Annotated in this window: 12 protein-coding genes; 5 read left to right on the forward strand and 7 right to left on the reverse strand. The window is 67.1% G+C overall.

Annotation, left to right across the window (positions count from 1 at the left end; translation table 11 throughout):
- The first annotated feature begins 1 nt into the window (after position 1).
- The 4 genes from atpA to ACFOPO_RS06260 all read left to right on the forward strand — a co-directional run bounded on the left by atpA (position 2) and on the right by ACFOPO_RS06260 (position 4423).
- Positions 2-1552, forward strand: a complete 1551-nt coding sequence (gene atpA, locus ACFOPO_RS06245) for a F0F1 ATP synthase subunit alpha (protein ID WP_386702004.1) — start codon at positions 2-4, stop codon at positions 1550-1552.
- Positions 1553-1637: 85 nt separating this feature from the next.
- Positions 1638-2501, forward strand: coding sequence for a F0F1 ATP synthase subunit gamma (gene atpG / locus ACFOPO_RS06250; protein ID WP_386702006.1), 864 nt, complete (start codon positions 1638-1640; stop codon positions 2499-2501).
- 83 nt (positions 2502-2584) lie between these two features.
- The gene (atpD, locus tag ACFOPO_RS06255; RefSeq protein ID WP_200608918.1) at positions 2585-3985 is read left to right on the forward strand and encodes a F0F1 ATP synthase subunit beta; all 1401 of its coding nucleotides are present in this window, start codon (positions 2585-2587) and stop codon (positions 3983-3985) included.
- 12 nt (positions 3986-3997) lie between these two features.
- Positions 3998-4423 carry a F0F1 ATP synthase subunit epsilon gene (locus ACFOPO_RS06260; RefSeq protein WP_158732385.1) on the forward strand — a complete coding sequence of 142 codons (426 nt, stop codon included), beginning with the start codon at positions 3998-4000 and terminating at the stop codon, positions 4421-4423.
- Positions 4424-4612: 189 nt separating this feature from the next.
- On the opposite strand, the gene ACFOPO_RS06265 is transcribed toward ACFOPO_RS06260, so the two are convergent.
- Positions 4613-5017, reverse strand: a complete 405-nt coding sequence (locus ACFOPO_RS06265; RefSeq protein WP_386702009.1) for a GtrA family protein — start codon at positions 5015-5017, stop codon at positions 4613-4615.
- A 131-nt stretch (positions 5018-5148) separates the two neighbouring features.
- On the opposite strand from ACFOPO_RS06265, the gene glmU reads away from it, so the two are divergent.
- Positions 5149-6519, forward strand: a complete 1371-nt coding sequence (gene glmU / locus ACFOPO_RS06270; protein ID WP_386702011.1) for a bifunctional UDP-N-acetylglucosamine diphosphorylase/glucosamine-1-phosphate N-acetyltransferase GlmU — start codon at positions 5149-5151, stop codon at positions 6517-6519.
- A 117-nt stretch (positions 6520-6636) separates the two neighbouring features.
- Here the strand turns inward: glmU and ACFOPO_RS06275 are convergent, their stop codons facing one another.
- From ACFOPO_RS06275 to ACFOPO_RS06300, 6 genes are all read right to left on the reverse strand, one after another.
- Positions 6637-7956, reverse strand: a complete 1320-nt coding sequence (locus tag ACFOPO_RS06275; protein ID WP_386702013.1) for a sensor histidine kinase — start codon at positions 7954-7956, stop codon at positions 6637-6639.
- Between the two features lie 4 nt (positions 7957-7960).
- Positions 7961-9298 carry a sigma-54-dependent transcriptional regulator gene (locus ACFOPO_RS06280; RefSeq protein WP_386702015.1) on the reverse strand — a complete coding sequence of 446 codons (1338 nt, stop codon included), beginning with the start codon at positions 9296-9298 and terminating at the stop codon, positions 7961-7963.
- A gap of 78 nt (positions 9299-9376) precedes the next feature.
- On the reverse strand, positions 9377-10615 hold the full coding sequence (locus ACFOPO_RS06285) for an ABC transporter permease (protein WP_386702017.1): 1239 nt from the start codon (positions 10613-10615) through the stop codon (positions 9377-9379).
- A gap of 11 nt (positions 10616-10626) precedes the next feature.
- Positions 10627-11946, reverse strand: coding sequence for an ABC transporter permease (locus ACFOPO_RS06290; protein WP_386702019.1), 1320 nt, complete (start codon positions 11944-11946; stop codon positions 10627-10629).
- A gap of 13 nt (positions 11947-11959) precedes the next feature.
- Positions 11960-12691: an ABC transporter ATP-binding protein gene (locus tag ACFOPO_RS06295; protein ID WP_386702021.1), complete on the reverse strand. Its 732-nt coding sequence runs from the start codon at positions 12689-12691 to the stop codon at positions 11960-11962.
- 25 nt (positions 12692-12716) lie between these two features.
- Positions 12717-14006, reverse strand: coding sequence for an efflux RND transporter periplasmic adaptor subunit (locus tag ACFOPO_RS06300; protein ID WP_386702023.1), 1290 nt, complete (start codon positions 14004-14006; stop codon positions 12717-12719).
- Positions 14007-14035 lie beyond the last annotated feature (29 nt).

Below are 14035 nucleotides of genomic sequence, written 5' to 3' on the forward strand. Positions count from 1 at the left end.
CATGGCTACCACCCAGCTCAACCCGTCCGAAATCAGTGAACTGATCAAGACCCGCATCGAGAAGGTCAAGCTGACCGCCGAAGCGCGCAACGAAGGCACCGTCACCTCGGTGTCCGACGGCATCGTGCGCATCTACGGCCTGGCTGACGTGATGCAGGGCGAAATGATCGAGCTGCCGAACGCAACGTATGCGCTCGCGCTGAACCTGGAGCGCGACTCGGTCGGCGCCGTGGTCCTGGGTGACTACGAGCACCTGCGCGAAGGCGACGTGGCCAAGACCACCGGCCGCATCCTCGAAGTGCCGGTCGGTCCGGAACTGCTCGGCCGCGTCGTCAACGCGCTGGGCGAGCCGATCGACGGCAAGGGCCCGATCACCGCGTCGCTGACCGCTCCGGTGGAGCGCGTCGCCCCGGGCGTGATCTGGCGCAAGTCGGTCGACCAGCCGGTGCAGACCGGTTACAAGACCGTCGACGCGATGATCCCGATCGGCCGTGGCCAGCGCGAGCTGATCATCGGTGACCGCCAGACCGGCAAGACCGCCCTGGCGATCGACGCGATCATCAACCAGAAGGGCACCGGCATTAAGTGCGTGTACGTGGCGATCGGCCAGAAGGCCTCGTCCGTCGCCAACGTCGTGCGCAAGCTCGAAGAGAACGGCGCGCTGGCGCACACGATCGTCGTGGCCGCCACCGCGTCCGAGTCGGCCGCGATGCAGTACATCAGCGCCTACTCCGGCTGCACCATGGGCGAGTACTTCCTCGACCGCGGCGAAGACGCCCTGATCGTGTACGACGACCTGTCCAAGCAGGCCGTGGCCTACCGCCAGATCTCGCTGCTGCTCAAGCGCCCGCCGGGTCGCGAAGCCTACCCGGGTGACGTGTTCTACCTGCACAGCCGCCTGCTCGAGCGCGCAGCCCGCGTCTCCGAGGAGTACGTCGAAAAGTTCACCGAAGGCAAGGTCACCGGCAAGACCGGTTCGCTGACGGCGCTGCCGATCATCGAAACGCAGGCCGGCGACGTCTCGGCGTTCGTTCCGACCAACGTGATCTCGATCACCGACGGCCAGATCTTCCTCGAGACCGACCTGTTCAACGCCGGCATCCGCCCGGCCGTGAACGCCGGTATCTCGGTGTCGCGCGTCGGTGGTGCGGCCCAGACCAAGATCATCAAGAAGCTGTCGGGCGGCATCCGTATCGCCCTCGCCCAGTACCGTGAGCTGGCTGCGTTCGCGCAGTTCGCCTCCGACCTGGACGAAGCCACCCGCAAGCAGCTCGAGCGCGGCCAGCGCGTCACCGAGCTGATGAAGCAGAAGCAGTACGCGCCGATGTCGATCGCGCTGCAGGCGCTGTCGATCTACGCCGTCAACGAGGGTTACATCGACGACGTGCCGGTCAGCAAGATCCTGGCGTTCGAAGAAGGCCTGCACGCCCACTTCGTCAACACCCAGGGCGAGCTGGTCAACAAGATCAACGCCACCGGCAGCTGGAACGACGAGATCGAGGCGACCTTCAAGCAGGGTATCGCCGAGTTCAAGCAGACCGGCACCTGGTAAGGAGTCGCTAGGACGGGCTTCGGCCCATCCCTGCGCCAATGGCGGGCTCCGGCCCGCTCGATGACGAACCGATAGCGAGCGATACATGGCAGGCGGCCGCGAAATCAAAACCAAGATCAAGAGCGTGCAGAACACCCGCAAGGTGACGCGCGCGCTCGAAATGGTCTCGGCATCCAAGATCCGCAAGGCGCAGGACCGGATGAAGGTCTCGCGTCCGTATGCACGCGTGATGAAGCAGGTGATCGGTCACCTGGCCCAGGCCAACTCCGACTACCAGCATCCGTACCTGGTCGAGCGCCAGGACGTGAAGCGCGTGGGCTACATCATCGTGTCCTCGGACCGTGGCCTGGCCGGCGGCCTCAACAACAACCTGTTCCGCAAGCTGCTGGGCGAGTTCCGCAAGTGGCAGGAGCAGGGCGTCGAGATCGACGTGGTCACCATCGGCCAGAAGGCCTCGGTGTTCTTCCGTCGCATCAACGTCAACATGGTCGGCTCGGTCACCCACCTGGGCGACCAGCCCAAGCTCGAGCAGCTGGTCGGCGTGATCAAGGTCATGCTGGACGGCTACAGCAGCGGCAACGTCGACCGCGTCTTCATCTGCTACAACGACTTCGTCAACACGATGACCCAGCGCGCGGCGTTCGACCAGCTGCTGCCGCTGCCCGAGTCGGACACGAAGGTCGCGCACCACGACTGGGACTACATCTACGAGCCCGACGCGGCCAGCGTGCTGGAGCACGTGCTGACCCGCTACGTCGAGTCGCTGGTGTACCAGGCGGTGCTGGAGAACGTCGCCTCCGAGCATGCCGCGCGCATGGTCGCGATGAAGGCCGCCTCCGACAACGCCACCAAGCTGATCGGCACGCTGAACCTGGTCTACAACAAGGCCCGCCAGGCGGCGATCACCCAGGAAATCTCGGAAATCGTCAGCGGCGCCGCCGCGGTCTGACCGCGCCGGCGCAGCCATCACCCAATCACGTGGGCGCGATCGTCGCGACCGCACACCAGCTTTAAAGTTACGAGGAAACCACCATGAGTCAGGGCAAGATCGTTCAGATCATCGGCGCGGTCGTCGACGTCGAGTTCCCGCGCGAGTCCGTGCCGAAGGTGTACGACGCGCTGAAGGTCGACAACACCGAGATCACGCTCGAAGTGCAGCAGCAGCTTGGCGACGGCGTCGTGCGCACCATCGCGCTCGGCTCGACCGACGGCCTCAAGCGCAACCTGGTGGCCAACAACACCGGCAAGGGCATCTCGGTGCCGGTCGGCTCGGGCACCCTGGGCCGCATCATGGACGTGCTGGGTCGCCCGATCGACGAAGCCGGTGAAGTCACCGCTTCGGCTCACTGGGAAATCCACCGCGCCGCCCCGTCGTACGAGGACCAGTCCTCGGGCAACGACCTGCTCGAAACCGGCATCAAGGTCATCGACCTGATGTGCCCGTTCGCAAAGGGCGGCAAGGTCGGCCTGTTCGGCGGCGCCGGCGTCGGCAAGACCGTCAACATGATGGAACTGATCAACAACATCGCCAAGGCGCACTCGGGTCTGTCCGTGTTCGCCGGCGTGGGTGAGCGTACCCGTGAGGGCAACGACTTCTACCACGAGATGAAGGACTCCAACGTCCTCGACAAGGTGGCGATGGTGTACGGCCAGATGAACGAGCCGCCGGGCAACCGCCTGCGCGTCGCGCTGACCGGCCTGACCATGGCCGAGTACTTCCGCGACGAGAAGGACGCTTCGGGCAAGGGCCGCGACGTGCTGCTGTTCGTCGACAACATCTACCGCTACACGCTGGCCGGTACCGAAGTGTCGGCGCTGCTGGGCCGCATGCCGTCGGCCGTGGGTTACCAGCCGACGCTGGCCGAGGAAATGGGCGTCCTGCAGGAGCGCATCACGTCGACCAAGACCGGTTCGATCACCTCGATCCAGGCCGTGTACGTGCCCGCGGACGACCTGACCGACCCGTCGCCGGCGACCACCTTCGCCCACCTCGACGCCACCGTCGTGCTGTCGCGAAACATCGCCTCGCTGGGTATCTACCCGGCCGTCGACCCGCTCGACTCGACCTCGCGCCAGCTCGATCCGAACGTGATCGGCCTGGAGCACTACGAAGTCGCGCGCAAGGTCCAGTCGACCCTGCAGAAGTACAAGGAACTGAAGGACATCATCGCGATCCTCGGCATGGACGAGCTGTCGGAAGAAGACAAGCAGGCCGTGTCGCGCGCGCGCAAGATCGAGCGTTTCTTCAGCCAGCCGTTCCACGTCGCCGAAGTCTTCACCGGTTCCCCGGGCAAGTACGTCGCGCTGAAGGACACGATCCGCGGCTTCAAGGGCATCGTCGAAGGCGAGTACGACCACCTGCCGGAGCAGGCGTTCTACATGGTCGGCGGCATCGAGGAAGCGGTCGAGAAGGCCAAGAAGATCGCGGGCTGATCGGAGAGACCCATGGCATCCACCATCCGTTGCGACATCGTCAGTGCCGAGCAGGAGATCTTCCACGGCGAGGCTGAGCTCGTGGTCGCCACCGGTGAAATGGGCGAGCTGGGCATCGCGCCCAAGCACGCACCGCTGATCACCCGTCTCAAGCCGGGCAAGGTCGTGGTGACGCTGCCGGGCGGCGAGCACCTGGACTTCGCCATCTCCGGCGGCATCCTCGAAGTGCAGCCGACGGTCGTGACCGTGCTGGCCGACACCGCCGTGCGCGCCCAGGACATCGACGAAGCCGCTGTCCGCGCCGCCAAGGAAGAAGCCGAGCGGATCCTGTCGAAGAAGGATCCGAAGATGAGCATGGAAGAAGCCCAGAGCCAGCTGGCCATGAGCATCGCCCAGCTCAGCGCGCTCGAGCGCCTGCGCAAGAACATGAAGCACTGATCGCCCAGGCGACCAGATGTTTCGCGAGAACGCCGGCCTCGTGCCGGCGTTTTTCGTTTGGTTCGCCCCGCCTGCACCGTTCGTCCTGAGCGTAGGGCCGAAGGACCGAAGTCGAAGGATGGCCGACGCAGCTGCGGCGTCAGTCCTTCGACTTCGCTGCGCTACGCTCAGGACGAACGGTGACGGGCGTCAGCGCTTGTAGACCCAGTGCCGCGACAGCACGAACTGCGCCGCGGCCAGGCCCAGGTCGATGACCGGCTTGGCCAGCCAGGCCCAGTGCAGGCCGATGACCCGGTCGACATGGGCCACGCCCCAGGTGCTGATGATCGTCGTCACCGCCCACATGGCGAGGAAGCGCATCAGCTGGCGGCGGCCGACGGCGGTGTCGGCGCCGGCGAAGGTGAAGCGGCCATTGAGCCAGAAGCCGAGCAGCGCGCCGCCGATGCGGCCGAAGATGTTGGCCGGCTCAACCGCCATGCCCAGCGCGCTGAACGCAACGAAGGTCGCCCAGTCGACGAGCAGCTGCACCAGACCGATGACGAAGTAGCTGCCGCCCTGGCGGAGCAGCGTCGAGTCGGGGAGAAGTTTGCGCATGGGGCCGATTGTAGACAATGCGCCCGTAGACAAAGCGCCGCCCGCGGCCGGGGCAGGGCGTCGCGACGGTGGGGATTGCTAAGATTGGCCCCTGGCGCCGCCGCCGGCGCAGCAATCGCACAGGAACCCGCATGAGCCAGTTGCACGTCGTCATCCTCGCCGCGGGCGAGGGCAAGCGGATGAAGTCCACCAAGGCCAAGGTGCTGCAGAACATCGCCGGAAAGCCGATGCTCGCCCATGTCATCGACACCGCGCGCAAGCTGGGCGCCGACGGCATCCATGTCGTCTATGGCCATGGTGGCGACCAGGTGCGTGCCGCCTTCGCCGACCAGACCGACCTGCACTGGACCGAGCAGGAGCAGCGCCTGGGCACCGGCCATGCACTGCAGCAGGCCATGCCGGCCGTGCCGCAGGACGCGCGCGTGCTGGTGCTGTACGGCGACGTGCCGCTGATCACCGGCGAGACCCTGCGGCACCTGCTGGCGGCACCGGGCCGGATCGCGGTGCTGGTGGCCGACCTCGACGACCCCAGCGGCTACGGCCGCATCGTGCGCGACCCGCAGGGGCGCGTCGGCCGCATCGTCGAGCACAAGGATGCCGACGACGAGCAGCGTGCCATCCAGACCGTCAACACCGGCATCCTGGTCGCCGATGGCGAGGCACTGCGTGGCTGGCTGGAGCACCTGGGCAACGACAACGCCCAGGGCGAGTACTACCTCACCGACGTGTTTGCATCGGCCGCGTCGGAATTCAACGCCGCCGAGATGGTGCACGTGCAGGATCCGCTCGAGGTCGAGGGCGCCAATGACCCGTGGCAGCTGGCGCAGCTCGAGCGCGCCTTCCAGCGCCGCGCGGCGCGTGCGCTGTGCCTGCAGGGCGCGCGATTGACCGATCCGGCGCGGTTCGACCAGCGCGGTGAAGTGACCGTCGGCCATGACGTCGAGATCGATGTCGACGTGGTGCTCGAAGGCCGCGTCGAACTCGGCGACGGCGTGCGCATCGGCCCGTTCTGCCGCCTCAAGGACGTGCGCCTGGGACCGGGCACCGAAGTGCGCGCGCATTGCGACCTCGATGGCGTGGTCGTCGAAGGCGCGGCGCAGATTGGCCCGTACTCGCGCATGCGTCCGGGCACCGTGCTGGCCGATGGCGTGCACATCGGCAACTTCGTCGAGACCAAGAACGCGCGCATCGGCGTGACCAGCAAGGCCAACCACCTCAGCTACATCGGCGATGCGGTGATCGGCAGCGGCGTCAACGTCGGAGCCGGCACGATCACCTGCAACTACGACGGGGTGAACAAGTCGACCACGATCATCGAGGACGGTGCGTTCATCGGCTCGAACTCGTCGCTGGTGGCGCCGGTGACGATCGGCAAGGATGCGACGATCGCGGCCGGATCGGTGATTACGCGCAATGCGCCGGAAGGGCAGTTGTCGGTGGCGCGTGCGCGACAGACGTCGATTGAAGGGTGGCAGCGGCCGAAGAAGCTGCCGAAGCACTGATTCGTCGTCCCGGCGGAAGCCGGGACCCACTTTGATCTTGCGACTGCCATCGCCTCGAGCAGAAGCAAATGGATCCCGGCTTTCGCCGGGATGACGGTGATGGGGCGGGACGACGGGTTATTCCACCGGTAGCGTCAGGCTCACCGTCAGGCCGCCGCCGTCGCGGTTGGCCAGGGCGATGCGGCCGCCGTGCGCCTCGGCAATCTCGCGCGCCAGCGCCAGGCCCAGTCCGCTGCCCGTGCGCTTGGTCGAGTAGAACGGCACCAGCGCGTTGGCCAGCACGGTTTCCGACATGCCCGGGCCGCGGTCGCCCACTTCCATGCGGACCATGCGGCCGATCTGGCGCACCGCCAGCGTGACGTGGTCCGGCGACGAGCCCGACTCGTGCGCGTTCTTGAGCACGTTGATCAGGGCCTGCTCGATCTGCGCCGGGTCGAACCGCACCGTGTCCTCCGGCGGATTGCCGTCCAGCTGGAAGGCATAGTGCTGCTGCAGGCGCATCAGGAACGTTGACCACTGGATCGTCTCCAGTTCCGGCACCGGCAACTTGGCGACGCTGGAATACGCGCGCAGGAAACCGTGCAGGTGGCGCGCGCGCTCCTCGATGGTGTCGAAGATGCGGCCGAGCTTGCTGTAATCCTCGCGGCGCAGCAGCTCGGCACCGGAATGCGCCAGCGACGTGATCGGCGCCAGCGAGTTGTTGAGCTCGTGGCTGATCACGCGGATGACCTTCTTCCACGTCGCCACTTCCTGGCGATTGAGTTCGGCGGTCAGTCGCTTGAACAGGAACAGCGTGTGCACGCGGCCATTGAGGTGGAACTCGCGGCGGGCGAGGTGGTAGGTCTCTTCCTGGCCGGCATACTCGAAGGTGAAGAGACGGTCGCGGCCTTCACCCAGTGCTTCGCGCAACGGCGCGGGCGTGCGCTCGACCAGCTGGGCGAAGCGCAGGCCCTCGATCTTGCGGCCGTCGTTGAACAACTGCCGCGCGGCCAGGTTGCCGTAGACGATGGCGCCGCCCGGCTCGGTCAGCACCAGCGCGGTCGGGGTGTTCTGCACCACGGTGTCGAGCAGCAGCTCGCGCTGGAACAGCGACTGCCGTTCCTGGCGCAGCACGTTGCCCAGTTCGTTGTGCGCGGCGACGAGGTCGTCGAGTTCGTCCTGCGAGCGGCGCGCCAGGCTGAAGCTGAAATCGCCATCGCGGAAACTGGCGACCGAACCGGACAGTGCACGGAACAGGCTCAGCTGCCGCGCCAGATAGCGGTGCGCCAGCCACGGCGCCAGCACCGCGCACAGCAGCGCCGACAGGCAGGCGGCGAGGGCCAGGTTGTCGAGCAGGTAGTCGAACAGCACCGTGGCACCCGTCGCGACCAGCGCGAAGGCGAACAGCAGCAAGGCGAGCTTGCCGGTCAACGAGAAGCGGTGCGACGGCGGGCGCATGGCGTCAGCGCGGGATGCCCAGCTTTTCCAGGCGGCGGTACAACGCCTGGCGGCTGAGACCGAGTTCGGCGGCGGCCTGGCTCAGCACGCCACCGGCGCGGCGCATGGCCGCTTCGATCGCCTCGCGGCTGACCTCGTCGTCGCCGTGCGGCCGCGGTTGCGGCGGCGCGTCGGGCAGGCCGAGTTCGTCCGGTTCGATGCGTTCGGACTGGCCAAGCAGCAGGGCGCGCTGGATCGCGTTCTTCATCTCGCGCACGTTGCCCGGCCACGAGTGCCGCAGCAATGCCAACCGCGCGCCTTCGCCGAGCTGGCGCCGGCCTTCGAGGAAGTATTCGGCCAGCGGCAGGATGTCGCCGCGCCGCTCGGACAGCGGCGGCACGCGCAGCTCGATGACGTTGAGGCGGTAGTAGAGATCCTCGCGGAACGTGCCGGCGCGGATCATCGCCGGCAGGTCGGCGTTGGTGGCGGCGATGACCCGCACATCCACCTGGCGTTCGCGATTTGAGCCCAGGCGCTGGAAGCGACCGGTTTCCAGCACGCGCAACAGCTTCATCTGACCGGCCGGCGGCAGGTTGCCGATCTCGTCGAGCAGCAGCGTGCCGCCATCGGCCGCTTCGAACTTGCCCTCGCGCGACTTGTTGGCGCCGGTGTAGGCACCGGCTTCGGCGCCGAACAGTTCGGCTTCGATCAGTTCCGACGGCAGCGCACCGCAGTTGAGCGTCACGAACGGTCCGCCGCGCACCGAGGAGTTGGCCTGGATGATCTCGGCGATGCGCTCCTTGCCGGCGCCGTTGGGGCCGCTGATCAGCACCGGCACGTTGGCGCGGGCGACATGGCAGGCCAGGCTGATCAGACGCTCGCTGGCGGGATCGTCGAAGACGACGCCGCGCAGGTCGTAATCGCGTTCGAGTTCCTTGCGGCGACGGCGTTCTTCGGCGCGGCGCTCGGCCAGTGCGCGGTTGGCCTCGCCCAGTTCGAGCAGGTTGGTCACCGCGGTCATCAGCTTGTGGTCGTCCCACGGCTTGCCGAGGTAGTCGGCGGCGCCGGCCTTGACCAGCGCGACCGCGGACTCCAGCCGCGTCCATGCGGTCAGCAGGATGATCGGCAAATCGGGGAAGCGGTCGCGGATGGTGCGGAACAGCGCGATGCCTTCTTCGCCGGACGTGGTGTCGGCGGTGAAGTTCATGTCCTGGATGACCAGGTCGATGTTCTCGCGTTCGAGCAGGGCCATGCCCTCGTCCGGCGATTCCGCGCTGAGCACGCGCAGGTCGGCCAGCGAGAACAGCACGTCGAGTGCGACGTGCACGGCATGGTTGTCGTCGATGACCAGGATCGTGCGCATCGGCCTAGCGTAGCAATTGGCCGCGTGGCCGCCATGTGCCGGACGGTGGTCGCCGTCCGGCACTGCGGACGCCATGGCCTAGACGGTGCGCGTGGCCACGGCCGGGGACACCCGGGTGGCGCGCGTGGCCGGGCCGAACACCGCCAACTGGCCCAGCAACAGCACGGTCAGCGCACCCAGCGGCGCGTAGTACCACGCCAGGCGCGGCAGCTCGTAGTGCTTCATCAGCCACATGTTGAAGCCGTAGGTCAGCACCAGGCCCACTGCGACGCCGATGCCGACCACGATCAGGTTCTCGATCATGAAGTAGCGGCGGATGTCGAAGCGGCGGGCGCCGAGGGCGCGGCGCGTGCCGATCTGCTTGATGCGGCGGGTGACCCAGAAGCTGACCATGCCGACGATGCCAAGCCCGGTGACGGCGAGCAGGGCGAAGATCACCGTGGTCAGCACCATGGTCATCGCGCGGTCCTGGCGGTAGCTGTCGCCGCGCACTTCCTCGATCGAGCGCATGCCGCGGACGATGCGGCCGGTGTTGATCTCGCCGAGCTTGCGTTCGGCTTCCTTCATCACCTCGTCGCGACGGCCCGGCTCGGCGCGGATCAGGTAGCGCGCGCTGTTGGCGTCGAACTCGCCGAGGCTGTACTGCGGCACGATGGTGGTTTGCTCGACCTTGTCCCAGCCCACCCACGGCGCCTGCAGGCGCTCGACCACGCCGACCACCGTCACCGGTCCGTTCTTGCCACCCAGGCTGCTGTAGATCGTCTTGCCCACCGCCGTTCCACCCGGGAACATCTTCTCGGCCAGCGCCTGGGTGATGATCACCGAGTGCAGCGTGCCCTTGTCGTCCTTGGTGCGCGGGCTGATGTCGCCGGCATTGAAGTCGCGGCCGGCGATGAGCTTCACGCCGAGCGTGTTGAGGCCGTGCTCGTCGACCATGTAGATGGCCGAGCTCTCACGGATGCGCTTGTCCTGCGGCACGCTGTCGGGCTGGTCGGACAGGCCCTCGCTCCAGCCGCCCTGCGACAGCGGCACCGAGTTGATGGTGGTCGCGTCGATCACGCCCGGGATCGAACGCAGCGCGTCGAGGTCCTGGCGCAGGCTGCCGGCCAGGTCGAAGTCCGGCGCGAAGCCGAGGCTGTTGACGGTGAACAGTCCGGCTTCCTGCATGCCGCTGGGACGGTTCACCTTCTCGATGCGCTGCAGGATGATGAAGACGCTGTTGCAGACGATCGCCAGGGTGATGGCGACCTGCAGCACGATCAGCAGCAGGCCTGTCTTGTTGCGCATGAGCGCGTTGAGTACTGGACGGAATTCCATGGTCTGCTCCGTTACTGCGTCTTCAATTGCGTGGCCGGCTGCACCTGGCAGGCGCGCCACGTCGGGTACAGGCCGGCGATCAGGCTGGCGACCAGCGCGATCAGCAGCGACAGGCCGACCATCGTCCAGTCCAGCTGCGCCAGCTTCTCGATCGAAGTGCCGGCGTAGAGCTTGCGCAAGGCGAGCAGGCCCAAACCGGTGAACACCAGGCCGATTACTCCGCCGGCCAGGCCGACCAGGCCCGACTCGGTCAGGTACTGGGCGAACACCGCCGGCTTGCTGGCGCCGACGGCGCGGCGCAGCCCGATCTCGGAGGACTTGCCCATGAACTTCGCCAGCAGCAGGCCCACGGTGTTGATCAGGCAGACGGCGAAGAAGGCAAACGCCAGCCACACCTGCGTGCGCGCGTCACGGCTGACCACCTTCTCCGCGACCAGCCACTCCGAGACGCTGCGCAGCTTGTTGCTGAGCGGCCGCGGGAAGCGACCGTTCTTCTTCTGCTCGTTGACGTAGTTGTTGAGGAAGCTCAGGTAGCGCTGCGCGTCGGCGTCGTCCTTGACCTGCACCCACAGGTCCATCCAGATGCATTCCGAACCGAGCAGTCCCTGGTAACCCGGGTCGGAGCGGTCCTCGTAGCAACTGTTGTTGGAACCGCTGACCAGCTCTTTCTCGATGCCGATGCTCATCGGCACGAACACCGCCTGCGGGTCGTTGAAGGCGCCGGCGGCGATGTGATAGACCAGCGGCGTCGGATGCCACTTCTCGAGCACGCCGACGACGGTGTAGTCCTCGCCGCTGAGACGGATCTTGCGGCCGACGCTGTTCTCGCCGCCGAAGATCTTCTCGTTGGTTTCCTGGTCGATCACGGCCACGCGCGCGGCATTGTCGTCCTCGGCCTGGCTCCAGCCACCGCCGTACTTGAAGGGCGGCTCGAAGATCGGGAAGAAGCCATGGGTGGTGAACAACGCCTCGACCATGTACGGCTTGATCTCGCGCTGCGCCGGTTCCAGCGACAGCACGTTGGGGAAGAATCCGGCCTCGTGCTCGGCCTTGTGCGCGGCAACCAGGTTGCGCACGTCCTGGTAGGTCATCAGGTCCGGCGGCTCGGACGGGTTGTCTTCGTCCCACGGATCGTTGGCGTCCCAGTTGTCGAGCTGCACGCGACGGACCTGCTCGTCCTTATGCGACAGCGGGTTGGCCGACATCATGTGCAGCACGGTCATCGAGGTCATCGACATGCCGATGCCGAGCGCGATCGCGGCGACCATCAACGCGGTGAGGATGCGGTTTCGCCTAAGCGAGATGATGGCCAATCGGAGGTAGTAGCCCATCATGGCGGTGTCCTCAGTTGGCCGGCACGGTGGTGGCGGCGGTGGCAGCGGCGAGTTCGCCGCCCAGGCGCGGGGCATCGTCGAGGTCGGTCACCTGGCCGTCGATGATGTGGACGTTGCGCTGCGCGCGCGCGGCCAGTTCCGGGTCGTGGGTGACCATGACAATCGTGGTGCCCTGCGCGTGGATCTCCTCGAGCAGTTCCATCACGCCGCGCGCCATCAGCGAGTCGAGGTTGCCGGTCGGTTCGTCGGCGAGCAGCAGGCGGGGCGAGCCGGCGAGGGCGCGCGCGATCGCGACGCGCTGCTGCTGGCCGCCGGAGAGCTCGGACGGGTAATGCTTCATGCGCGACATCAGGCCGACGCGGCCGAGCGCGTGCTCGATGCGCTGCTTGCGCTCGGCGGCGTTCATGCCGCGGTAGCGCAGCGGCACGTCGACGTTGTCGAACAGGTTCAGGTCGGGGATCAGGTTGAAGCCCTGGAAGATGAAACCGATCTTCTCGTTGCGCAGGCGCGAGCGGGCGTTGTCATCGAGCCCCTTCACCGAGACGCCATCGAGCAGGTAATCGCCGTCGCTGAAATCCTCCAGCAGGCCGGCGATGTTGAGGAAGGTGGTCTTGCCCGAGCCGGACGGCCCGGTGACGGCGACGAACTCGCCCTCGCGCACGTGGATGTCGAAACCGCGCAGCGCGTGCGTCTCGATCATGTGGGTGCGGTAGACCTTGCTCAGGTGGGTCATCTTCAACATGTTCGTACTCCTGGGATCTGTGTGATCAGTTGTTGACCAGCACCTGGTCGGCGCCGTTGAAAGGGGTGATGTCGGAAATGACCACGTGCTCGCCCGGCTGCAGGCCGGTGAGGATCTCCACGTCGGACAGGCTGCTGGCGCCGACGGTGATCGGGCGCTTGATCGCGGTGTCGCCGTCCATGACGTAGGCGATGCGGCCGCCGCCGGTGTCGAGGAACGGGCCGCGCTGCACCATCAGCACGTTCGGCTTTTCCTCGATCAGCACGCGGGTGCTGACGCGCTGGTTCTGGCGCAGGCCGCTGGGACGTCCTTCTGCAGCCTTGTCGTCGGCGAAGCGCACGCGCGCCATGACCTGGCCGTTGACCACTTCCGGCGACACCGAGCGCAGCTTGCCGGCGTACTTGTGGCCGCCGTAGCTGATCTCGGCCGCCATGCCCAGGCGCAGGTCGTCGGCGAAGCTCTCCGGCACCGGCAGTTCGACTTCCAGTTCGCGCAGGTCGACCACGACCAGCAGCGCCTGGTTGGCCGGCACCACGGTGCGGTCGGTGATCGCGACCGTGCCGACCACGCCCTCCACCGGCGAGCGGATGTTGAGCTGGTCGACCTGGCGCTGAAGTTCGGTGACGATCGCCTGCTGGCGCTGGGCGAGCAGGTGCTTGTTGCGGGTGTCCAGGCCCACGCCCTGGTCCTGCAGGCTGTAGTCGCGCTTGGCGTGGGTCAGGCCGATGTCGGCCTTCTTGACCGAGTCCTGGGCACGGGCGACTTCGACCTGCGACACCGCGCCGCCTTCGAAACCGCGCTGGCTGCGCTCGAGGTCGCGCGTCGCCGCGGTGCGGTCGATCTCGGCCTGGTCGAGCAATTTGCGCGCGGTCGAACGGGCGAGCTGGGCATCGAGCGCGGCGCGGCGCGCCTCGGCCTCGAGGCTGGCCAGCGTCGACTGCTCCTGCACCAGGCGGCTGCGCAGCTCGGGGCTGTCGATCACCGCCAGGGTCTGGCCCTGCTTGATGACGTCGCCGGCCTGCACGCGCAGGGTCACCGTGCCGGCGGCCGGCGCGTAGAGGGTCGGGCTGACGGCGGCGACCATGCGGCCCTGCACCGCGACGTCGCGGACCAGGGTGCCGCGGCGGACTTCGGCCACGCGCAGGCGCTCGCCGCTGACCGACTGTCCGGAGCCGAGCCAGCGCCCGAGCGTGGGTACGGTCAGGGCCAGCAGCAGCACCGCGGCGATGCCGCCGCCGATGAGCAGCTGCTTGCGCCGCGGGTTGGCCGGGGCGGCGGCGATTACACGGTCTTGTCCAGAGGTGTCGCGAATCATGCGGGGTTGGATGCGCAGGAATGAGAATG

The sequence above is a fragment of the Lysobacter sp. GCM10012299 genome (assembly GCF_042649405.1).
Taxonomy (GTDB): Bacteria; Pseudomonadota; Gammaproteobacteria; order Xanthomonadales; family Xanthomonadaceae; genus Lysobacter_J.

Coding starts and splice junctions, on each gene's coding strand:
- atpA (WP_386702004.1), top strand. CDS start 2: ATGGCTACCACCCAGCTCAACCCGTCCGAAATCAGTGAACTGATCAAG.
- atpG (WP_386702006.1), top strand. CDS start 1,638: ATGGCAGGCGGCCGCGAAATCAAAACCAAGATCAAGAGCGTGCAGAAC.
- atpD (WP_200608918.1), top strand. CDS start 2,585: ATGAGTCAGGGCAAGATCGTTCAGATCATCGGCGCGGTCGTCGACGTC.
- ACFOPO_RS06260 (WP_158732385.1), top strand. CDS start 3,998: ATGGCATCCACCATCCGTTGCGACATCGTCAGTGCCGAGCAGGAGATC.
- ACFOPO_RS06265 (WP_386702009.1), bottom strand. CDS start 5,017: ATGCGCAAACTTCTCCCCGACTCGACGCTGCTCCGCCAGGGCGGCAGC.
- glmU (WP_386702011.1), top strand. CDS start 5,149: ATGAGCCAGTTGCACGTCGTCATCCTCGCCGCGGGCGAGGGCAAGCGG.
- ACFOPO_RS06275 (WP_386702013.1), bottom strand. CDS start 7,956: ATGCGCCCGCCGTCGCACCGCTTCTCGTTGACCGGCAAGCTCGCCTTG.
- ACFOPO_RS06280 (WP_386702015.1), bottom strand. CDS start 9,298: ATGCGCACGATCCTGGTCATCGACGACAACCATGCCGTGCACGTCGCA.
- ACFOPO_RS06285 (WP_386702017.1), bottom strand. CDS start 10,615: ATGGAATTCCGTCCAGTACTCAACGCGCTCATGCGCAACAAGACAGGC.
- ACFOPO_RS06290 (WP_386702019.1), bottom strand. CDS start 11,946: ATGGGCTACTACCTCCGATTGGCCATCATCTCGCTTAGGCGAAACCGC.
- ACFOPO_RS06295 (WP_386702021.1), bottom strand. CDS start 12,691: ATGTTGAAGATGACCCACCTGAGCAAGGTCTACCGCACCCACATGATC.
- ACFOPO_RS06300 (WP_386702023.1), bottom strand. CDS start 14,006: ATGATTCGCGACACCTCTGGACAAGACCGTGTAATCGCCGCCGCCCCG.